Below are 20,157 nucleotides of genomic sequence, written 5' to 3' on the forward strand. Positions count from 1 at the left end.
ATTGTGATCACCGCGACGGGCGTGTCGCAACGCGAAGCGATGCGCCGGACCCGGTAATGGAGATACCCTGCCGCACGTGAGGTCACCACGGCGCTGCTCCCGTAACGGCTGCCCCCGGCAAGCGGTCGCCACATTGACCTATGTCTACAACGAGTCGACTGCCGTGGTGGGCCCGCTCGCGGCGTTCGCCGAGCCACACACGTACGACCTGTGTGAGCAGCACGCCCGCAGTCTCACCGCTCCGCGCGGGTGGGACGTGGTGCGGCACGAGGGCGAGTTCGAGCCGCCCCCGCCCACCACTGACGACCTGGTGGCGCTGGCCGAGGCGGTCCGCGAGGCCGCCCGCCCGGCCCCGCGCCCGCCGGAGCCCGACCAGGGCCACCACGAGAACCCGCACCAGACCGGTCGTCGAGGCCACCTCCGGGTGATCCCCCCGAACCACTGAGTCGACTCGGGTTCACGGAAACCGGGGCGTCGGGGCGCGGTTGATACCGCGACTTCAGTGAAGTCGAGTGGATCAAGCACGGATGGGTCCGGCGACACCGCTGGGACACCTTGGGGGCGGTCAGGGGACCTCCTGGTCGGTTGCCAACACGTCCCACCGCAACACGCCGACAGTCAGCAGACACGGACACGCAGCGTCGCTAACGTGCGCCGCAGCGTGCATAGAGCGCCGTCGTGGTTCTCCTGGTGGGTGGGGCTCCCGCTCGGCTGCGACGCGACATCCGTGAGCGGCGGGAGGATCCGATGGGTAACGAGGCACTGCGGGTGGCGATGGCCGAGGCGGGGGAGACGGTCGAGTCGCTGGCCGAGAAGGTTCGCGTCGACCCGAAGACGGCGGCACGGTGGCTCGCCTCCGGGCGCATCCCGCATCCGCGTACCCGCATCGCGGTGGCCGAGGTCCTGCGCCGCGACGCCGCCGACCTGTGGCCGGAACCGTTCCGCCGCCGCGATCTGCCGTGGTTCCGACCATGGGCCGAGATGGAACAGGACGCCGCGTCGCTGCGGTCCTACCAGCCGCTGCTCGTGCCGGGTCTGCTGCAGACCGAGGGGTACGCCCGCGCGATCCTGGGCACCGGTGGGCTGGTCGCGCCGGCCGAGGTGGACCAGATTGTGGCGAGCCGCATCGATCGGCAGACGGTCCTGTGCCGCGACGACCCGCCCCAGCTCGTGGCGGTGATCGACGAGGTGGTGCTGCGCCGGCCGGTCGGCGACCACAGCGTGATGGCCGGCCAACTGGCTCACCTCGCAAGCGTGGCCGAGTGGGAGCATGTGCAGGTCCGGGTCATCCCCGCCGAGAGTCCGTGGCACACCGGCCTGGCCGGGCCCTTCGTGCTGGGCCGGCTGCCCGACGGGACGGAATTGGCGTACCTCGACAACCAGCTCCGCGGTCAGGTCGTGACCGATCCCCTCGACGTCGCTAACCTGGGACGCAGGTGGGAGAGCGTCACCGGCGAGGCGTTACCCCGGCGCCGGTCGATCGAGTTGATCAGGAAAGTGGCCACGACATGGACATGACCGACGCCCGTTGGCGCACCGCGACTCGCAGCAGCAACAACGGCGGCGACTGCGTCGAGGTGGCCGACAACCTGCCCGGCCGGGTGCTGGTGCGCGACAGCAAGGACCGCGACGGCGGCACCCTTGCCTTCGCGCCGACCGCCTGGGCGTCCTTCGTCGGCGCCGTCCGTCGCTGATCCACTCGGGATCACCGAAACCGGGGCATCGGGGCGACCCGGACACCCCCGTTTCCAGGAAGCCGAGTCGATCAAGCGAGGGTCAGGCGAGATAGCCGACCTCGTGCTGCCGGTTCCTCATCGCGCGCTCGCCAATGTCAAGATCAGTCGTCCCTGGCACCTGATCCTTCCGACATTCCCGCCGGCGCGCGTCCACAGCATCTCGCCCGCCGACGATGACCCCTCTAGGAGTCGTCATGCGTACTCCCCTCCGGCCCCTCTCCCGGCGTGGACTGCTCACCGGCACTCTCGGATCGGCCGCCCTCCTCGCCGCGGGCGGCAGCCTCGCCGGCTGCGGCACCAAGGGCGCGCAACAGACCGAGGCCGGCTGCGTCAGCGAAGACCTGTCCGGCACCGAGAAGCGGCTCGCCTTCTCCAACTGGCCGCAGTACATGGACGTCGACGAGAGGGACGAGTCCAAGCGGCCGAGCCTGGACGAGTTCGTCACGACCAGCGGCATCCAGGTCACCTACACCGAGGACATCAACGACAACAACGAGTTCTTCGGCAAGGTGCAGAACCAGTTGGCCGCCTGCCGGAGCACCGGCCGGGACATCATCGTGCTGAGCGACTGGATGGCGGCGCGGATGGTCCGGCTCGGCTGGATCCAGAAGCTCGACCCCGCGAAGATCCCCAACGTCCAGGCAAACCTGCTGCCATCGTTGCTCAACCGCTCGTTCGACGCCGAGAACCGGCTCTCGATCCCGTGGCAGTCCGGCCTGGCCGGGTTGGCGTACAACGGCAGCGTCACCAGGGAGCTGCGGACCGTCGACGAGTTGCTGACCCGCCCCGACCTCAGGGGCAGGGTGACCGCGCTCAGCGAGATGCGCGACACCATGGGCCTGCTGCTCGGTGCCAACGGGCACGACCCGTCGAACTTCACCGCCGCCCAGTTCGACGACGCGCTCAACAAGCTCAGGAAGGCCGTCGACTCCGGGCAGATCCGCAAGTTCACCGGCAACGAGTACGCACCCGACCTGGCCAAGGGCGACATCGCCGCGTGCATCGGCTGGTCCGGGGACGTCATCCAGCTCTCCAGCGCGAACTCCAAGGTGCGGTTCGTCGCGCCTGACTCCGGCGCGATGCTCTACAGCGACGACATGTTGGTCCCCAACAAGGCCACCCACAGGGGCAACGCCGAAGCGCTGATCAATTACTACTACGAGCCGGCGGTCGCCGCGAAGCTCGCCGCGTACGTCAACTACATCTGCCCCGTCAAGGGTGCCCAGGCCGAGATGGAGAAGATCGACCCGGATCTGGCCGCCAACCCGCTGATCTTCCCTGACGACGCGCTGCTGGCGAAGTCCACGGTGTTCATGGCCCTGGACGAGAAGCAGGAGCGGGAGTACGAAGGCAAGTTCCAGCAGGTCATCGGGGCGTGACGGCGATGGCGCGCGAGACACCCGCAGGCGATCTGCGCCTGGCCCGCCTCACCAAGAGGTTCGGCAGCTTCACGGCCGTCGACGACCTGAGCCTGACGATCAGCCAGGGCTCGTTCTTCGCGCTGCTCGGCGCATCGGGATGCGGCAAGACCACCACCCTGCGGATGATCGCCGGACTGGAGACGCCGACAAGCGGCCAGGTGTTGCTCGGCGACACCGACATCACCCGGCTGCGGCCGTACAAGCGGCCTGTCAACACCGTGTTCCAGAGCTACGCGCTCTTTGGGCACCTCACCATCTTCGAGAACGTGGCCTTCGGGCTGCGGCGGCGCGGCATCCGCGCGGTCGACGACCAGGTCCGGCGGATGCTGTCGCTGGTGCAGCTCGACGGGTTCGGCCCCCGCCGTCCGGCCCAGCTGTCCGGAGGTCAGCAGCAGCGGGTCGCGCTGGCCCGCGCGCTCATCAACCAGCCGCAGGTGCTGCTGCTCGACGAGCCGCTCGGCGCGCTCGACCTGAAGCTGCGCCGCCAGATGCAGATCGAGCTGAAGCGCATCCAGACCGAGGTCGGCATCACCTTCGTGCACGTCACCCACGACCAGGAGGAGGCCATGACCATGGCCGACACCGTCGCGGTGCTGAACGCCGGCCGCATCGAACAGCAGGGCGCCCCGGCCGACCTCTACGAGTTCCCGGCCACCGCGTTCGTGGCGAGCTTCCTCGGCCAGTCCAACCTGCTCGCCGGCGACGCTGCCGGCACCACAGGCGACGAGGTCGCGGTGACGGCGCACGGCGCGCGCTTCTCGGTGCCCGCCGGCCGGTCGCGGGCCGACCGAGGGCCGGTCCACCTGGGGGTACGCCCGGAGAAGCTGCATCTGGTCGGCTCCGCCGACCAGGTCCCCCACGGACACCAACACGTCACAGGGGTGATCACCGACGCCTCCTACCTGGGTGTCAGCACGCAGTACCTGCTGCGCACCGGCTGGGGCGTCGAGCTGTCGGTTTTCGCGGCCAACAGCGGGACCTCGACGACTGTGGCAGTCGGCAGTGAGGCCGTGGCGCACTGGAATCCGCGGCACGCGTTCCTGCTGCCCCGCGACGCCGCCGACGCCGACCGGACCGCCCCCGTGTTCGCCGAGCCGGCGGGTACGTCGTCGTGACCCTCCTGGCACCCACCGGAGCGGGGCAGCCGCCGCCCGCGCCACCGGCAGCCCGGTCCGGGCGGCACCGGCTGCTGCCGTACCTCCTGTTGCTGCCCGGCGTGGCCTGGCTGCTGGTGTTCTTCGGCGTGCCGCTGCTGCAACTGGCCGCCGCAAGCCTCTACGACCCCAGCGGCTCGCTCTCCACCGGGTACGCGATGACGTGGGCGTTCGGCAACTACCCGGACGTCGTGCAGGCGTACTGGCCGCAACTCCTGCGCTCGTTCGGCTACGCCGGACTGGCCCTGGTGCTGGCGCTGCTGCTCGGCTACCCACTGGCGTACGCCATCGCGCAGAAGGCCGGCCGGTGGAAGAACCTGCTGCTGGTGTGCGTGGTCGCGCCGATGTTCACCAGCTTCCTGGTCCGCACCCTCGCCTGGAAGACGATCCTGTCCGACAACGGGGCGCTCGTCGGCGTGCTTCGCGACGTGCACCTGCTCGCCCCGGACGGCCGGCTGCTGGCCACGCCGTTCGCTGTGGTGCTCGGGCTGACGTACAACTTCTTGCCGTTCCTCGTGCTGCCGCTGTACGCGAGCCTGGAGCGGCTGGATCCCCGGCTGCTGGAGGCGGCCAGCGACCTGTACGCCAGCGGGGTTCAGACGTTCCGCCTGGTGACCCTGCCGCTGTCCGTGCCCGGCCTGGTCGCCGGCACGCTGCTGTTCTTCATCCCGGCCAGCGGCGACTACATGAACGCCGAACTGCTCGGCACCCCGAACGAGTACATGGTCGGCAACGTCATCGACTCGGCGTTCCTGGTCCGGCTGGACTACCCGCAGGGCGCCGCGCTGTCGTTCCTGCTGATGGCGGCGATCCTCGCGGTGGTCTTCGGCTACCTGCGGCGGGCCGGCAGGGAGGAGGTGCTGTGAGACTGTCCCGCTGGCTCGCCGACCGCTGGGTGATGATCGTGGCGCTGCTGGTGCTCGGCTACCTGGCGTTGCCGATCCTGGTGGTCGCCGGGCTGTCCTTCAACCGCCCGTCGAGCCGACTGTCGTACGACTTCAACGAGTTCACGGTGGACAACTGGCGGCACCCCTGCGCCACCTCGGACATGTGTGACGCGGTCGTCCGCAGCGTGCAGATCGGTTTCCTCGCCACGGTGGTCGCCACAGTGCTCGGCACCCTGATGGCGTTCGCGCTGGTCCGGCACCGCTTCCGTGGCCGGTCCGGCGTCAACGTGCTGATCTTCCTGCCGATGGCCACCCCGGAGCTGGTGATGGGCACGTCGTTGCTGGCCCTGTTCGTCTCGGCCGGGGTGCCGCAGGGCTTCTGGACCGTCGTCATCGCGCACGTCATGTTCTGCGTGTCGTTCGTGGTGGTGACGGTCAAGGCGCGGCTTGCCGGAATGGACCGGCGGTTGGAGGAGGCCGCGATGGACCTCTACGCCAACGAGTGGCATACCTTCCGGCTGATCACCCTGCCTCTGGTGCTGCCCGGCATCGTGGCCGCCGCGCTGCTGGCGTTCTCGCTGAGCTTCGACGACTTCATCATCACCAACTTCAACGCCGGCACGACAGTCACGTTCCCGATGTACGTCTGGGGCGCAGCCCAGCGGGGCATCCCGCCGCAGGTGAACGTCATCGGCACCGCGATGTTCGCCATCGCGCTGCTGCTGGTCGGCCTCAGCTCACTACGCGGGCGGCGTGGCCGCCGTGCCGCGCTGCTGGCTCGCCCGGTGCGGCAGGCGCGTCGGTGACGGCATCCCGACACGTCGAGGCGGCACGCAGTTCGCTGTCGGGATGCCCGCCCGCACTCCGGCGCGATATTGGGCTGATGCGGCGGTTTGTCGCTGTGGGAGGCCGCACGATCGGCCCGGACCGTCCCGCCCGAGAGGTCACCCGATCTGTCGGCTCGTCACGCTCCACGCCCGATCGGCGGTGCTGATCGGGCCCTCTCGATCATCTTCGCCGGAGCGAACGGCGCAGGTGACCGACGTGACGGTGGATATTGCCGGCAGTGTTTGCGACGACACTCATCGCCGTGACGATGCAACCACCGCCCGGGCCTGCGCATCCACCGCCGTACGGCCCCGGACCTCAGCCAGCCGCCGCCCCGAACTGGTTCCGCCGCGCCAGCCCAGGCCGCCGCGTCGCCGTGATCCTCGGCTCGGTGGCGCTCTCCGTGTTGCTGCTCTGCTGCGCCGGCACCGCCATCGTCGGCGCGCTGACCGGCGAGCCGGAGCCCAAGCGCACGGGCACTGCCGCCGAGCAGCCGCAGCAACCCATCGTGGCGGCTCCCGCCGAGCCGACGCGGGAGGCGCCCGCTCAGGCGCAGTCGCCGGAGACGCCGCCCTCCGCCACCTCGGCACCCACCTCCTCGGCGCCGGCCCCCGCCACTGCCGCGCCTTCGCCCGTGGTGCGGGTGACGACAGTGACGGAGCGCGCCGCGATCCGGCACGGCGAGCGCACCGTCAAGGACGCATCCCTGGCCGAGGGCAAACGGGTGGTCCGCACCAAGGGTGTCGACGGCGTACGGACGCTTACCTACCAGGTGACCACCACCGACGGCGTGCAGACCGGCAAGAAGCTGGTCAAGTCCACGGTGACGAAGCAGCCGGTGACCGAGGTGGTGGCCGTCGGCACCAAGAAGAAGTCGAACTGCGACCCGAACTACAGCCCCTGCGTCCCGATCGCCAGTGACGTGGACTGCGCGGGCGGCTCCGGCAACGGCCCGGCTTACGTCAGCGGAGTGGTCAAGGTCATCGGTGAGGACATCTACGACCTGGACCGGGACAACGACGGCTACGGCTGCGACTGACCCGTACGGTGCTTCTCGGTCGATCGGTGCCCGTGCGGGCTGAACGGTCGGGCGCTGTCATCCGTACCAGGCGGTGAAGGACACCACCGAGGACGGGAGTGACGGCGATGAGGGTGCAGCGCAGGCACGTGCTGGCGGCGACCGTGGCGGTGCTCGCCGCGGCGGGCGTGGCGGTGGGGACCGGGTTCGGGTTCGCCGACACCGCCCCGGCACGGAACTCCGTCTGCTCCGGCTCGGTCACGTTCTCTGCGGAGACCGGGGCGCCGGCAGCGACAAGCGACCGGTTCCCGGTGGGTACGCGGCTGCGGGTGACGAACCTGGACAACAACCGGGCCGCCACGGTGACGGTGACCGGCCCGTCGGGCAGTTGCGTGTTGCTCAACTCCGCAGCCATGGAGTTGGTCCGCGAGCCGGGCAAGAACGTGATCCGCCGCAACGTGGTGGAACGGCTGGACGGCGGCGCCGCGCAGCCCGTCGACCCCGGTACGGTCCGTCCCGGTGCCGCATCGCCCGGTGCCCCCGGCCCGGCGCCCCGCTCGGCGTGCGCAGGGGCGATCACCTTCTTCGAAGAGGCGGCCGGGCCGGCAGCGACCAGCGGACAGTTCCCGGTCGGCACGCGGCTGCGGGTGACGAACCTGGACAACAACCGGGCCACCACGGTGACGGTGACCGGCCCGTCGGGCAGTTGCGTGCTGCTCAACGCCGCGGCGATGGACCAGATCCGGGAGCCGGGCAAGAACCTCGTCCGCCGCAACGTCGTCGAGGTGCTGCGCTGACAGTCGGAGGCCGGCCGGGGTGGTGGTGGTCGAACACCACCGCCGCCGGCCTGTGCCGCCGTTCGCGTCGCGCTAGTCGGCCTGCCAGGTGCCGTCGTCGCGCACCCGAGCGGGGGCGCGGCCGAGCAGCAACGTGGTGAGCGCGGCGTCGATGGTGTCGCCGAGGAACCACTCGCCGGCCTGGTCGAGGGCGAAGACCCGGCCGCGCTCGTCGACGGCGAGGATGCTGTCCTGCTGCTCGGTGCCGATCGGGAAGAGCCGCACGCCGAGCACCGCGCCGAAGTCGGCGAGCGTGTCGGCGGTGTGCGCGATGGTGTGCGGGCGGATGTCGAAGCGGGAGATCCACACCTGGGCGCCCGGGCCGCGTCGCGCGCCGACCAGGCTGGGGAACGTGGTCAGCGCCTCCACGGCGGCGGGAAAGACCTCGTGCCGATGGGTCTGCCCCGGCACGGCGATGACATCCCGTACGCCGGCGGCGGCCATGACCTGGTCACCGAAATGCGGCCGCCAGCCCGCCGCCACCAGCGCGTTGGCCACCTCGGGCGGAAAGCGACCCGGGTCCGGGTCGGGCTCCGGCGGGGCGAGCCACGTCTCGGTGTACGCCCGCGCCGACTCCGGCAGAACGTTCGCGCGCACCAGAAAATCGACGCACGAGTCGCAGGGCCGATCTGCGGCCCCACCGGCCGGGTCACCCGGCTCGCGGATCCGGAAGACCTCGAAGCGCGCCGCCTCCAGCAGGGCCCCCGCCTCGGCCCGCCCCATCGGCTCGATGCCCTCGGCGGCCCGGCGGTGGTCGTACTCGTGGAGCACGTCGGAGACCACGATCAGCTCGGCGTGACACTCGGCGCCGCGGACCAGTTCGCCCGGAGGTCGCTCGTCCAGGTAGCCGCGGACGAGCGGGTGGTGGTTCAGCGCGACCGCGCCCTTCGTGCCCTGGGCTGTCCAGATGCGACCGTCGAGGGTCAGGTGGGCCACCGTGTTCGGCGTCGGCGCCCGACGGATCTCACGGATCAGCAGGCTCGACGCGTCGACGGTGCGGGGCGCCGTCGGCCCGCTGGGCCGACTACGCCGATACAGGTCCGCCACCACCTCGCTCGGCACGCGCGGCCAGGTGGTGACCTTTCCGGTCTGCCTGTCGATGACCGTCGTCGGGAGATCGCCGGGGATCGCCCGCATCCCGTTCGACACGATCGAGGTGATGACGAAACCCAGGTCGAACTCGTCGACCACCGGGATGCACTCGTGGCCGAGGCGCTGCGAATCGCGCCGCGCCCAGGCGGACGCGAGCTGCTCGGCCTGCTGACGGTCGATCACACATCGAAACTACCGGACTACGCGGATCGATGGCGGCCGGTATGGTCTTCCCTACCGACGGTGACGGGAGGAGCGGCGGTGAGCGAACGCGTGGACCGGGACGCCAATCGCGAGCTACGGGCCCGATTCGACGACGTGTACGGCCAGTATCAGCAGCTCAGGTCCGGTTTGGACACTCTGCAACAGCGGTTGGCCCAACTGCGGGTGACTCGACGCTCGCCGGACGGCCACGTCACGGCGACCGTCGGCGCGCAGGGCCAGCTGATCGCGGTCGACCTGGCCCCGGCCATCTACCGGGACCGCGACGCCGAGGCGCTGAGCCGCACGGTCACCGAGACGGTCCACGCCGCCGTGGCGGCCGCCACCCAGGCCACCCAGGATCTGGTCGCCGAAACCATGCCGGCCGGGTCCGGTTCGGCGGAGTTCCTGCGTACCGGCGATTTCGGCTCTCTGCTCGGTCGCGCCGACGCCGTGCTCCGCCGCGGGGAGGGGGCGGCATGACCGACGGGCAGCTCTGGCTCGACGCCTCCCGGGCCCGGCGCGGTGGCGCCGACCTGGCCCTGTCCGGCGAGGCGGTGACGGCCCGCCGCGCGGCGGAGGGCGGCGAGATCGAGGCCGCCAGCGGCGCCCGCCCGTGGGGGCGCGACGACATCGGCGGCGCGTTCGAACGGAGCTACCGCGGCATCGAGCAGACCGTGCTGCGTGCCTGGGCGGGCGTCGGGCAACGGCTCACCGAGCTGGGCACCGACGTGGTCAGCGCGGTCGACGCCAGCGTGCAGACCGACCAGAGCAGCGCTGCCCGGCTCGACCGGGCCGCCGACCGGCGCTGACGGCGGTCGATCCGGATGAGCGTGCTGCCCAGCCCGATCCCGCACCCGCTGGACTACGCACCCTGGGACGTTCCCGGGTGGATCTACGAGGCCCTCGACTGGGCGGTCGGCGTGCAGTGGCCCGAGGGGAACGAGCGGGCCGTCTGGGACGTCGCCGACAGGTGGTACGCCGTCGCCGGCGTCCTCGCCGGCCCCCATGCCGACGCCGCCGCGGCCGCCACCGAGGTCCGCAGCGGCTACGGCGGCGTCGGAGCTGTCGACGCCGCGTTCGAGGCGGCCTGGCGTGGGATCGCCGAGGGCGACGACGCGCCCCTGCCGGTGCTCCTCGCGGTCACCGCCGACCTTGGTCGCCTTGTCGAGGAGTGCGGCTGCGACATCGAAGGCGCCAAGCTCGAAGTCTGGATCGAGCTGGGCATCCTGGTCGTCGAGCTGCTCGCGGTCGCGGTGGCGGCGGTGCTCACCGCCGGTGCGGCCTCCCCGGCTGCCGGTGCGGCGATCACCGCCACCCGGCTGGTGATCCAGCAGATCCTCAAACGCCTGATGGGCCAACTGGCCACCAAGGCTCTCCGGCGCGGCCTCAAGGAGGCCGGCGAGCGGGCCGCCAAGGAGATCGCCAAAGGTGGCGTGCGCGGCCTCGCCAAGCGCGCCACCCGGGAAGGGCTGGAGGAGGCCGCCGAGGAGTCCGGGGTCAGCCTGGCCACTCAGGCGTACCAGAACACGACGGGCCGCGCGCACGGCGTGGACCTGACCGACCTGGGCGCGTCTGCGGTTGGCGGGCTCGCCGGGGGAGCGGTCGCGCCGCTGGCGGGCCTGGGCCGCCACGCGACCGGCCGCGCCGCGCGCATCGGCGAGCACCTCGGTCGGGAGATGACAGGCGAGATGTTCGCCGAGAGCGCCGCCAGCCTCGCCACCGGGCAGGGCCTGACGTCGGTGGAGGACGCGGTACGTGCCGCCGCGTCCGGCGCCACCGGATCGGCGACCGGGCAGACCGACCACGCCCTACAGGCCCGGCTGCACGCGCAGGCCAACGCCCTCGCCGGAGCGTCCCTCACCGGCCCGTCACTGTCGCCCCCCGCCACGGCTGGGGTGGATGTCTCGACCCCGGACCAGGCGTCGTCATCGCCATCTGCGCCTCCTGCGTCGGCATCTGCGGCCTCCTCGGCTCCGGATTCTCCGTCTGCGGCGTCGTCGCCGGGGTCTCCGGTGGCCGATGGTGCCCGCCAGGCGGGTGCGGCCACCGTCGGCTCATCGGTGCCGACGGCCTCCGACGCGACGTCGCCGGGCGTAGGGCACGGCACGAGTCCGGCGGTCGGCGGGGCTCCCACGCTGTCGGCGGCCGCAGGGCCCGTTCAGCTCCCTGCCGTCGGAGCGGAACCCACGCTCTCGGCCGTCGCGGCCCCCGGGCTCCCTGGTGTCGCGGCCGATCCCACGCTCTCGGCGGTCACCGCGCCCCTAGCCGGCGCCGTTGACCAGAACGGCGGGCCTGCGGTCGGCGCGTCCCAGGGGGTCGCCTCGGGTGCGCTCGCCCCGGGCGCCAACGGCTCGGTTGCCGGGCCCTCGTCGACCGGGCCGACCCCCGCCTTCTCGTCGACTGCCGGATGGTCCCCGTCGGCCGGCCCGTCGTCGGCTTCGATGCATCCGTTTCCTGGACCGTTGGCCGGGGCAGGTTCCCCGGCGGTGGCGGCGAGCGCCGTGGGTGTGGCGTCGCCTGTCGCGTCCGCCGGTCCCGCCTCGACCGTCGCCCCCGGACCGGCATCCCCGTCCATACCCTCCGGGTCGGTGCCCGGCACGCCGCCCGATGCCGCGGCCGGGCGCGGTGGAGTCAGGACCGACACGGTCACCGGCGCACCGATGGGGCGGCACAACGCACCCGAGCCGTTCCCCACGCAGGAGGCGTTGGCGCCGGCTCGCGTACCCCGTCAACGAGCCCGCGGTCGGGCCTCGGTCCCCGTCGACGTGCTGGCGTTCGGCGATCCGTCGGTGCCCAGGACCGAGAGCGACGAGTACGCCGCCCGGTGGGTGGCCGAGGCGGAGGCGGCCGAGCGGCGGCGCTACCAGGGCCACTACGAGTTGCAACGGGCCGGGTTCGAGACCAATCGCCGGCAGGCGGAGGCCGCCCGCCTGCGGGTCCGCGCCGCGGAGCACGACCGCAGGGCTGTCGAGTACGCCGACTACGCCCGACAGTTGCACCAGGCGGGGCACCGGCGGTGGGCCGACGGCTGGCAGCGGGCGGCGAACGACGAGGCACGCGCCTACGCCCAGTGGCGTGACCTGGCCGACGACGTGCTGGCGGGGATCAGGGCACCGGCGGTCGTGGACATCACCGACGGCACGTTCGCGCACGCCAACACCGACGTGGGCGCCCTCGCGCTCGGCGCGGTGGAGACCTCCGGCCCGTCCCGGCTCACCGGCGACGACGTTCCCCCGCCGATCGACGACTCCCGGCCGTACGGGCAACCGGGCGGGCTACGTCCACCGCTCGCCCTGCACCAGGTCGACGTCGAACGGCAGATGCCCCGCGACCTCGACGGCGGTGTTGTGCGTACCGCCGATCCCCGCCGGGGTGGCTGGTTCCGCCTGCTGAACGACGGCGGTCCCCAGGCCGACGCCACTCGCGGCATCAACTGCCTGGACTGCACGCTGTCGCTGTTCGAGACCTGGGTGCACGGTCGGCCGCGGGTGTCCGCGCCACGGACCTTCGACGGCTACCTGGCCGGTGACACCCGACGCCCGATCCGCGGTGAGGCGGGTGGTCCGGGCCGGGTGGAGGACATGACCGGCGGCCGTTTCCAGCGCGTCCTCGCCCCGACACCCGGCCAGCAGTCACACCCGGCGCAGGCGCGGCAGGCGGCCGACCGGGGGTACGCCAACCTGCACGACCAACTGCTGCTCGGTGGCCACGGCAGCTACGCGTTCCTGATCACCGAGTGGGCCGGCGGTGGCTCACACGCGTGGGTGGCGCTCAACCAGAACGGCACGGTGCTCTACGTCGACCCGCAGACCGGCCTCGTCCGGGACCGGCCGCTCTACCCCGACGTGGTCGGCATCGACGCGCTCGTGCTGGGCGGGGACGGCCGGCCCATGCCGCTGGGCGGGCTGCCCCGGGGGCGGTTCAGTGAACGTCCCGACCTGCCCTACCACCCGCCGGCCCAGGACGACGGCGGGCACGGCGACCCGTACATCAACCGCATGTACCTGCTGCTGGATGGGCCGGGCGCCCTGGACGACGGCGGCGAAAGTCCGTCCGGTCTGGCTGGCGATGAACCGCCGGGACACCGCGACCCGGCCCGGGTGCTCGCGCTGGCCGGCGGCCTGGACGAGGTCTTCTCGGCCGGGCTGAGCCCGAGCGAGTTCGCGAGAGCCGTGGACCCACCGACCCTCCAGCGGCTGGTGCCCGGTCTGGACGACGCGGCCGCGCAGGACGTGTCGCGACTCTTCGCCGACGCCCGTGTCCGCGACATGCTGGACACCGCCCTGCGAGAGCCACCTCCGAACGAGCCGAATCTGGCCGTGCACCTGGCCCAGCAATTGGCACAGGCGCCGGATCTGGCGCGAATCATCCTGGGCACTCCCGAACTGGCGGCGTCACTGACGGCCCGCCCGCTGACCCTGCATCACCTCGCGAGCCATCAACAGGCGATCGACACCCTCGCCGACGTGCTCGACAACATCACCCAGCAGGAGACGGCAGGGCCAGGGGCGACCGATCGGGGGAACCCCCATCCGCAGCCGACACCCCTCACTGATGAGCAGCGCCGGATCAGCGCGAGCATCCAGTTGCCGGATGATCCGCCGACCCAGCCAGGCTTCGACAGTCAGCAACGAGGCAACGGGTCCTATCGGAAGCGCTACCTCGACGACCTCTACTCCGCCGCTGCTGTCGCTCAGCTTGAGCTGAATCAGTTGGCGACGTCTCTTGCCCAGGTAGGTGACCGTCCTGTCGGTGAGCCTGGTTGGCGCACCGAGCCCAAGGACCGCCGCCGAGCCGAGGACAAGGTCAACAAGTACGGGGGTGACGCCTCGAAGCTGCTCGATCTTGCTGCCGGCAAGGTCGAGTTTCGTAGCCTTGCCGACCTCTACGCGGCACTCGGACGCATACGCGATCACCCTGACGTCGTCATCGTTGCCCGTGACGACCGTTTCGTCTCGCCCATGGATAGTGGCTACCGTGACGTGCAACTCGTGCTGCAGACACGGAGTGGTCACCTGGCTGAGTTCCGGCTGCACCTGGCCGCGCTCGATGCTGTCGCCGTCTGGGAGCATGGGCTCTATGAGGTACGACGCGATCTCGAAGCTCTTGCCCAGGCTGAGGGGCGAGCGTTGACGCCGAAGGAGCGAGCGATTAACGCAGGCATTCGTCAGCGCGAGCGTCAACTGTTCTGGGAGGCGTTGCAGTCGACCTTAGAGGGGGAGTCCTAATGTCCGGAGATATTTCACTTCCCTCCTACTACCTCTATTACTCATCCCCGGTGAAGATCGTGGAAACGCCGGATGGCGGTGCGAGGGTCTGGCACCTTTCCATCGATAGTGGGGGATGGCAGGAGAAGAACGACATCTTCGGGGAAATTACACTCGGCGTCGGGGGTGATATTTTCCGGCGGACGCCCGAGGACTTCGTGCAGGAGGTTGAGCGTTTCCGGGCTCACTACCTGGTCGGCGAAGGCCCCATCTTCGCCCTCTACGAGACCGTGCAGGCGCTCAGGGACACGGCGAAAGCTCAGGGGCGATCCTTGTCTCCGAAGGAGCAGGCTCTCATCCGGGGGATCCGCCAGCGGACCTTCGTGATGTTCGAGGAACAGTTGCGGGCAGCCGGCGACCCGGGTGCCGATCCCGACGTATCGGGCCATGCGGCCTGACGGGCTGGCGGTCCTCGCGCCCAAGTCGCCGAAGAGTTGGAGCACGAGATTGTTGAGCTATTACGTGATCTACCGGAATGATGATGTGCAGGGCGGGCCTGCGGGCATCTTTGTCATGGACGCGGGGCTCGGGCAGGCTATCCTCTGGGATCATCGCGCCCGAGCGTGGGCCTATGACCCCGGACTCGTGGTGCGTTTCCTCGATGACTACCGGAATGCAGACCGCTATAAGAATGTGAGCCGTGCTGACGCTGTGGCAGTGGCAGCAGCAGTCACCGGCGGTGCCGAGTTGCCGGACGAAACCTCAATCCGCGCCATGTTCAAAGATGGTGGCGGTGATCGCTGAAGCTGGGGCCTCCCCCATGCCCAGGCGCCTGTCGTCCTGCCTGTCATCTTCATCGCTGGGCAGGCGTGGCCGAGGCGCGCGTCCGGTTGCCGAGGTGGGTGGGCATCGACGAGAGTCGCCGTATGGCTGACGTACCCGCCGAGGCGACGAACCCCGAGCCCGCGCGCACCTTCGGTTGGTCGTACCTGTTCGTTCATCCGGACGACGATCCGCGCTCGGATGGCAACTTCGCCGAAGAGCGGAGTGTCCTCGTCGAGTACCTGCGCGACCAGCGCCTCACGTTCGAGCTCAAGTGTGCCGGCCTGAACGTGGAGCAGCTGGCCCTGCGTGCGGTGCCGCCGTCGACCATGTCGCTGCTCGGGCTGATTCGACACCTGGCCGAAGTGGAGCGTGGCTGGTTCCGCAGGACGATGGCCGGTCAGGTGGCGCCCAAGCTGTACTGCTCCGACGACGATCCCGACGGCGACTTCGACGGCGCGGTGGCCGATCCGGCGGTGGCGGACGAGGCGTACCGGGCCTGGCGTACGGAGGTGGAGTTCTCCGAGCGGTTCGTCTCCGAGGCGGCGGATCTGGGAGTGCAGGGCGGCAGCGGGACGGCAACGTCATCGTGCTGCGCAGGCTGCTGGTGCACATGATCGAGGAGTACGCGCGGCACAATGGCCACGCCGATCTCCTACGCGAGCGTATAGACGGAAGGGTGGGTCAGTGATGGCCGAGGGGTTCGACGTCCGGTTGACGCGGGCGCGGGAGCGTTACGAGCAGGCGGTCTTCGGCGGCGACGCGAAGTCGTTGGACGAGGCGGAGCGGGATCTTGTGGCGTTGGAGGCGGACACGGCTCTGGCCCGGGGTCGGCTCCTGCACGCCCGTTTCCTGGAGACCGGCGCGGAGGACGCGGCCGAGCTGCGGCTCTTCGAGCGGGCGGCGCAGCTCTACGGTGAGTTGGGTGACGCTCGCGGCGAGGGGGAGTCGCTGTTCTGGGTGGGCACCGTCCACCAGGTGATCCGGCAGGACCAGGCGGCCGCCGACCCGGCCTTCGCGCGGGCGCGTGAGCTGGCGACCGAGGCGGGGGACGACCTGACCCTGTCGTACGTGCTGCGGCACCTCTGCTTCGGTGAGCAGGCCGCGGGTCGTGTCGAGGCGGCGCGCGAGTTGCTGGCCGAGTCGACCCGGCTGCGCCGGGACCTGTCCTTCACCCCCGGCGTCGCGGCGAACCTGATCGGCCTGGCGGACCTCGCGGCGAGCGACGGTGACCGGGACGCCGCCCGTGGTCTGCTCGACGAGGCTGCCTCCCTGGCCGCCGGCAGCGGCGCGCACGGCGTCGCCCGGTGGGTCGAAGAGGCTCGCGACGAGCTGAAACTCGCCTGATCACGGTCGAGCGGCCGCGCAATGGCGTCGCCGAGCGTGATCGACTCGACATCGCCGATATCGGGGTGTCAGAGGCCATGGGATACCGCGACATCGCCGAAGCCGAGTGGATCAAGGTGGGCGCTCATGACCGGTGGAGCACCGTCGGGCCCGTGGTACGTGCCGCGCGGTGTGGCCGAGGCGGTGGCCGTACAGGAGGAGTTGCGGCCGCTCGCCGACCTGGTCGGGCCCGGTCCGGCCGCGCCCGCGACGGTGGCCGGCCTGGACGTGGCGTACGCCGAGAGCGGTGACCTTCTCGCGGCGGCCGTGACCGTGCTGGACGCCCGGACGCTGGCCGTGGTGGATTCGGCCGTCAGCGTGGGTCGGCCCGCGTTCGACTACGTGCCGGGGCTGTTCGCGTTCCGTGAGCTGCCCGCTCTGCTCGCCGCGCTGGACACGCTGACGACCATCCCGGACCTGCTCGTCTGCGACGGGCACGGCGTGGCCCATCCGCGTCGGTTCGGGCTCGCCTGCCACCTCGGGGTGGTCACCGGTCTGCCCGCGATCGGGGTGGGCAAGACGCCGCTGGTCGGCGCGTGGGCGCCGCCGCCCGCCGACCGGGGCGCCTGGTCGGCGCTGCGGGACGGGGGCGAGGTCGTGGGCCGGGTGTTGCGCACCCAGGCCGGGGTCAAGCCGGTCTTCGTGAGCGTCGGGCACCGGATGAGCCTGGACAACGCGACAGCGCAGGTGCTGGCGTTGACTCCGCGCTACCGCCTTCCCGAGACGACCCGGACGGCCGACCGGCTCTGTCGGGACACGCTCGCCCGGACGGCACCGTCCGGCCGGGACGGAGCGGACGAGTCGCCGGGCGAACCTCGTCGCACGTGATCGACTCGACTTCGGTGAAATCGGGGTGTCGCACGGCCTCGGACACGCCGACTTCACCGATACCGAGTGGATCAAGAACCGCGCCGCAAACCGTAACGCGGCACACATGCGGGCCGCTCTATGACCGGTGGCAGGGGTGGCCCGGTAGTAGCCTGGCCCGCGGACCCCGCCCGGGGAGGAACGGTGAGGTGATCATGACGGTGCGTCGACGCGCGGCACGGCTCGCGACGGTCTGCGGTCTGCTGGTCGGCCTGGTGCTGCTCGGCGCGTCACCCGCGCTGGCCGACGGCGACTCGGTCCGTGTGGGGGCGGCCAGCAGCTTCGCCGCCGGCGGCTCGGCCCAGGGGGTGAACGTCGCGGTGCGCAAGCGCTCCGGCGGCTGCGTCCTGCTGCGTACCGCCCTGGGTCTGCGCCTCGAGGGTCTCCAGCCGAGCCAGGTGGCGGTCCAGGTGAACGCGGGCGGGCGCTGGTTCCCGGTGGCCGTCGGCGGCGGTGGTGGCACCGTGCAGACTCAGCAGACCTCGCCGGCGAAGCCGACCCTGTGCAAGGGCAAGGGCATCACCGTGCGATACCGGGTGACGTTCGCCGCCGACGCGCCGGGCGGCCCGCTCTACGTGACAGGTGTGGGTCTCACCGCGACCGGCCAGCAGTTGGGGCACGGGGCCGACACGGCGAAGGTCACCGCGCGGTTTTCCCCGTCGCCCACCCCGACGCCGTCGAAGAAACCGACTCCGACCCCCAGCCCGACCGAGGTCGCGGCGGCCAGCGAGGTGGTGAATCCGGCCGCGGCGGGCCCGACGTCCGCCGCGCCCAGCCCGACAGCGGTGGCCGCCGAGTCCGGCGGTGGTTCGCCGATCATGTTCTTCGGCATCGCGATGGTGGTGGTCGGCCTGCTGCTCATCGTGCTGTTGGTGCGCCGCTCCCGGAAGGACCGCACGCCTGTCGACGCGCCGGGCCCGCTGCCGGGCAACCCCGGTGGCACCACCTACCGCTCCGGGGGTGGGTCGCCGGCCGTGCCCGGTCAACCCGGCCCGGTGTACGGCCAGCAGCCGCCGACCGCCGGCCAGGTGCCTCCACCACGTCCCGCCGGCGGGGTCTACGGGGCGCGACCCACGACGCCGAGCCCGGACGCCACGCAACCGATGCCGGGTGCGCCGGCTGGTCCCGCTGGTCCCGCTGGTTCGGGTGCCCGGCCGCTGCCCGGTGACCCGCCCCAGCCGCCCGACGGCGGCGATCACACCGTGTTCATGCCCCGGCTCCCCGGCTGAGCGGGGTCGGGCCGGGACGCTCCGATACGCTCAGGTTCGTTGGAAACCTGCGGCCAAGGAGCGGAACTAGTGTCTGATCTGTCCCAGATCGTCAAGGCGTACGACGTCCGAGGGACGGTGCCGGACCAGTGGGACGAACGGGCTGCCGAGGCGCTCGGAGCCGCATTCACCCAGCTGCTCAACACCACTGACGAGCCCGGCGACGCGGTAGTCATCGGGTACGACATGCGGGCCAGCTCACCGGGCCTGGCCGCCGCCTTCGCGGCCGGGGTCCGGTCCGAGGGCCGCTCGGTGATCGAGATCGGGCTCGCCTCCACCGATCTGCTCTACTTCGCGTCCGGTTCGCTCGACCTGCCCGGGGCGATGTTCACGGCCAGTCACAATCCCGCGCAGTACAACGGCATCAAGATGTGCCGCTCCGGCGCCCGACCGATCGGCCAGGCCAGCGGTCTGGCGGAGATCCGGGAGCGGGCTCAGGCCCTGCTGGACTCGGGGGCGTCGCGTCCGGCGGGTGAGCCGACCCGGCCGGCCGAGCGACGGGACCTGCTTCCCGACTACGCCGCGTACCTGCGCAAGCTCGTCGACCTCTCCGGCATCCGGCCGTTGAAGGTGGTGGTCGACGCCGGCAACGGGATGGGTGGCTTCACCGTCCCCACAGTCCTCGGCGACGCCGCCCTGTCGGCCCTGCCGCTGGAGATCGTGCCGCTCTACTTCGAGCTGGACGGCACCTTCCCCAACCACGAGGCGAACCCGCTGGACCCGGCGAACCTGGTCGACCTCCAGCGTGCCGTGGTCGAGCACGGGGCCGACATCGGCTTGGCCTTCGACGGCGACGCCGACCGGTGCTTCGTGGTGGACGAGCGTGGTGAGCCGGTCTCGCCGTCGGCGATCACCGCGCTGGTCGCGGCGCGGGAGCTGGCCAAGCACCCGGGCTCCACGGTGATCCACGGTCTGATCACCTCCAGCGCGGTCGCGGAGATCATCCGCGAGCACGGTGGGGAGCCTGTTGTCGCCCGGGTCGGGCACTCCTTCATCAAGGCGGAGATGGCCCGTACCAACGCCGTCTTCGGTGGTGAGCACTCCGCGCACTACTACTTCCGGGACTTCTGGTTCGCCGACACCGGGATGCTCGCCGCGATGCACACCCTGGCCGCCCTGGGCGAGCAGTCGCTGCCGCTGTCCGTGCTGGCCGGCGAGTACGAGCGCTACATCGCCTCCGGTGAGATCAACTCGACGGTCGCCGACCAGGCCGCGGTGGTGGCCGAGGTGCGTGCCGCGTACCCGGACGCGACGGCCGACGAGATGGACGGGCTCACGCTGCGTTTCTCCGACGGCGCCTGGTTCAACCTGCGTGCCTCCAACACCGAGCCGCTGCTGCGGCTCAACGTCGAGGCGCCCACCCGCGAGCGGATGGTCTCGCTGCGGGACGAGGTGCTCGACCGCGTTCGCCGATAAGATCGCCTGCGCCGG

19 protein-coding genes and 1 pseudogene are annotated in these 20,157 nt (G+C 71.3%); 19 read left to right on the top strand and 1 reads right to left on the bottom strand.

From position 1 onward, the window contains the following. The first annotated feature begins 76 nt into the window (after positions 1-76). From ACLQ26_RS08355 to ACLQ26_RS08395, 9 genes are all read left to right on the top strand, one after another. A complete protein-coding gene (locus ACLQ26_RS08355; protein WP_039905477.1) occupies positions 77-445 on the top strand; it encodes a DUF3499 domain-containing protein in 369 nt (122 codons plus the stop codon). Positions 446-747: 302 nt separating this feature from the next. Beyond that, positions 748-1,518, top strand: coding sequence for a helix-turn-helix domain-containing protein (locus tag ACLQ26_RS08360; protein WP_425743890.1), 771 nt, complete (start codon positions 748-750; stop codon positions 1,516-1,518). Further along, the gene (locus ACLQ26_RS08365; protein ID WP_363678685.1) at positions 1,509-1,694 is read left to right on the top strand and encodes a DUF397 domain-containing protein; all 186 of its coding nucleotides are present in this window, start codon (positions 1,509-1,511) and stop codon (positions 1,692-1,694) included. Before ACLQ26_RS08360 ends, ACLQ26_RS08365 begins: the two co-directional genes overlap by 10 nt. A gap of 236 nt (positions 1,695-1,930) precedes the next feature. Further along, on the top strand, positions 1,931-3,115 hold the full coding sequence (locus tag ACLQ26_RS08370; protein ID WP_425743891.1) for an extracellular solute-binding protein: 1,185 nt from the start codon (positions 1,931-1,933) through the stop codon (positions 3,113-3,115). Between the two features lie 5 nt (positions 3,116-3,120). Continuing rightward, on the top strand, positions 3,121-4,272 hold the full coding sequence (locus ACLQ26_RS08375; RefSeq protein ID WP_425743892.1) for an ABC transporter ATP-binding protein: 1,152 nt from the start codon (positions 3,121-3,123) through the stop codon (positions 4,270-4,272). Beyond that, the gene (locus ACLQ26_RS08380; protein ID WP_425743893.1) at positions 4,269-5,177 is read left to right on the top strand and encodes an ABC transporter permease; all 909 of its coding nucleotides are present in this window, start codon (positions 4,269-4,271) and stop codon (positions 5,175-5,177) included. The genes ACLQ26_RS08375 and ACLQ26_RS08380 overlap by 4 nt, the downstream gene beginning before the upstream one ends. Further along, positions 5,174-6,004, top strand: a complete 831-nt coding sequence (locus ACLQ26_RS08385) for an ABC transporter permease (protein ID WP_425743894.1) — start codon at positions 5,174-5,176, stop codon at positions 6,002-6,004. The genes ACLQ26_RS08380 and ACLQ26_RS08385 overlap by 4 nt, the downstream gene beginning before the upstream one ends. Positions 6,005-6,417: 413 nt before the next feature. Continuing rightward, on the top strand, positions 6,418-7,065 hold the full coding sequence (locus ACLQ26_RS08390; protein ID WP_425743895.1) for a G5 domain-containing protein: 648 nt from the start codon (positions 6,418-6,420) through the stop codon (positions 7,063-7,065). Between the two features lie 107 nt (positions 7,066-7,172). Continuing rightward, on the top strand, positions 7,173-7,841 hold the full coding sequence (locus ACLQ26_RS08395; protein WP_425743896.1) for a hypothetical protein: 669 nt from the start codon (positions 7,173-7,175) through the stop codon (positions 7,839-7,841). Positions 7,842-7,913: 72 nt separating this feature from the next. Here the strand turns inward: ACLQ26_RS08395 and ACLQ26_RS08400 are convergent, their stop codons facing one another. Then, positions 7,914-9,155 carry an SUKH-3 domain-containing protein gene (locus ACLQ26_RS08400; protein ID WP_425743897.1) on the bottom strand — a complete coding sequence of 414 codons (1,242 nt, stop codon included), beginning with the start codon at positions 9,153-9,155 and terminating at the stop codon, positions 7,914-7,916. A gap of 78 nt (positions 9,156-9,233) precedes the next feature. Between ACLQ26_RS08400 and ACLQ26_RS08405 the strand changes: the two genes are divergently transcribed. From ACLQ26_RS08405 to ACLQ26_RS08450, 10 genes and pseudogenes are all read left to right on the top strand, one after another. Further along, positions 9,234-9,656: a YbaB/EbfC family nucleoid-associated protein gene (locus ACLQ26_RS08405; protein WP_425743898.1), complete on the top strand. Its 423-nt coding sequence runs from the start codon at positions 9,234-9,236 to the stop codon at positions 9,654-9,656. Next, complete coding sequence (locus tag ACLQ26_RS08410; protein WP_425743899.1) at positions 9,653-9,985, top strand: hypothetical protein; 333 nt, start codon at positions 9,653-9,655, stop codon at positions 9,983-9,985. The genes ACLQ26_RS08405 and ACLQ26_RS08410 overlap by 4 nt, the downstream gene beginning before the upstream one ends. 15 nt (positions 9,986-10,000) lie before the next feature. After that, positions 10,001-14,404 (top strand): toxin glutamine deamidase domain-containing protein, encoded by a 4,404-nt coding sequence (locus ACLQ26_RS08415; protein WP_425743900.1) that lies wholly within the window; start codon positions 10,001-10,003, stop codon positions 14,402-14,404. A gap of 50 nt (positions 14,405-14,454) precedes the next feature. Further along, complete coding sequence (locus tag ACLQ26_RS08420) at positions 14,455-14,841, top strand: hypothetical protein (protein WP_425743901.1); 387 nt, start codon at positions 14,455-14,457, stop codon at positions 14,839-14,841. Positions 14,842-14,893: 52 nt separating this feature from the next. Further along, entirely contained in the window at positions 14,894-15,187 is a 294-nt protein-coding gene (locus ACLQ26_RS08425; RefSeq protein ID WP_425743902.1) for a hypothetical protein, read from the top strand. Between the two features lie 122 nt (positions 15,188-15,309). Then, positions 15,310-15,896 (top strand): annotated as a pseudogene (locus ACLQ26_RS08430) (DinB family protein). Next, complete coding sequence (locus ACLQ26_RS08435) at positions 15,896-16,552, top strand: tetratricopeptide repeat protein (RefSeq protein ID WP_425743903.1); 657 nt, start codon at positions 15,896-15,898, stop codon at positions 16,550-16,552. The pseudogene ACLQ26_RS08430 and the gene ACLQ26_RS08435 overlap by 1 nt, the downstream one beginning before the upstream one ends. A gap of 126 nt (positions 16,553-16,678) precedes the next feature. Beyond that, positions 16,679-17,419: an endonuclease V gene (locus ACLQ26_RS08440; protein ID WP_425743904.1), complete on the top strand. Its 741-nt coding sequence runs from the start codon at positions 16,679-16,681 to the stop codon at positions 17,417-17,419. A 194-nt stretch (positions 17,420-17,613) separates the two neighbouring features. Next, entirely contained in the window at positions 17,614-18,687 is a 1,074-nt protein-coding gene (locus tag ACLQ26_RS08445) for a hypothetical protein (protein WP_425743905.1), read from the top strand. A 69-nt stretch (positions 18,688-18,756) separates the two neighbouring features. Further along, positions 18,757-20,142, top strand: coding sequence for a phosphomannomutase/phosphoglucomutase (locus tag ACLQ26_RS08450; protein ID WP_425743906.1), 1,386 nt, complete (start codon positions 18,757-18,759; stop codon positions 20,140-20,142). The last annotated feature ends 15 nt before the right edge of the window (positions 20,143-20,157 follow it).

It is taken from the genome of Micromonospora sp. DT43 (assembly GCF_049841645.1).
In the GTDB taxonomy this organism is placed as follows: Bacteria; Actinomycetota; Actinomycetes; order Mycobacteriales; family Micromonosporaceae; genus Micromonospora.

Coding starts and splice junctions, on each gene's coding strand:
- ACLQ26_RS08360 (WP_425743890.1), top strand. CDS start 748: ATGGGTAACGAGGCACTGCGGGTGGCGATGGCCGAGGCGGGGGAGACG.
- ACLQ26_RS08395 (WP_425743896.1), top strand. CDS start 7,173: ATGAGGGTGCAGCGCAGGCACGTGCTGGCGGCGACCGTGGCGGTGCTC.
- ACLQ26_RS08365 (WP_363678685.1), top strand. CDS start 1,509: ATGGACATGACCGACGCCCGTTGGCGCACCGCGACTCGCAGCAGCAAC.
- ACLQ26_RS08440 (WP_425743904.1), top strand. CDS start 16,679: ATGACCGGTGGAGCACCGTCGGGCCCGTGGTACGTGCCGCGCGGTGTG.
- ACLQ26_RS08370 (WP_425743891.1), top strand. CDS start 1,931: ATGCGTACTCCCCTCCGGCCCCTCTCCCGGCGTGGACTGCTCACCGGC.
- ACLQ26_RS08415 (WP_425743900.1), top strand. CDS start 10,001: ATGAGCGTGCTGCCCAGCCCGATCCCGCACCCGCTGGACTACGCACCC.
- ACLQ26_RS08375 (WP_425743892.1), top strand. CDS start 3,121: ATGGCGCGCGAGACACCCGCAGGCGATCTGCGCCTGGCCCGCCTCACC.
- ACLQ26_RS08410 (WP_425743899.1), top strand. CDS start 9,653: ATGACCGACGGGCAGCTCTGGCTCGACGCCTCCCGGGCCCGGCGCGGT.
- ACLQ26_RS08435 (WP_425743903.1), top strand. CDS start 15,896: ATGGCCGAGGGGTTCGACGTCCGGTTGACGCGGGCGCGGGAGCGTTAC.
- ACLQ26_RS08445 (WP_425743905.1), top strand. CDS start 17,614: ATGACGGTGCGTCGACGCGCGGCACGGCTCGCGACGGTCTGCGGTCTG.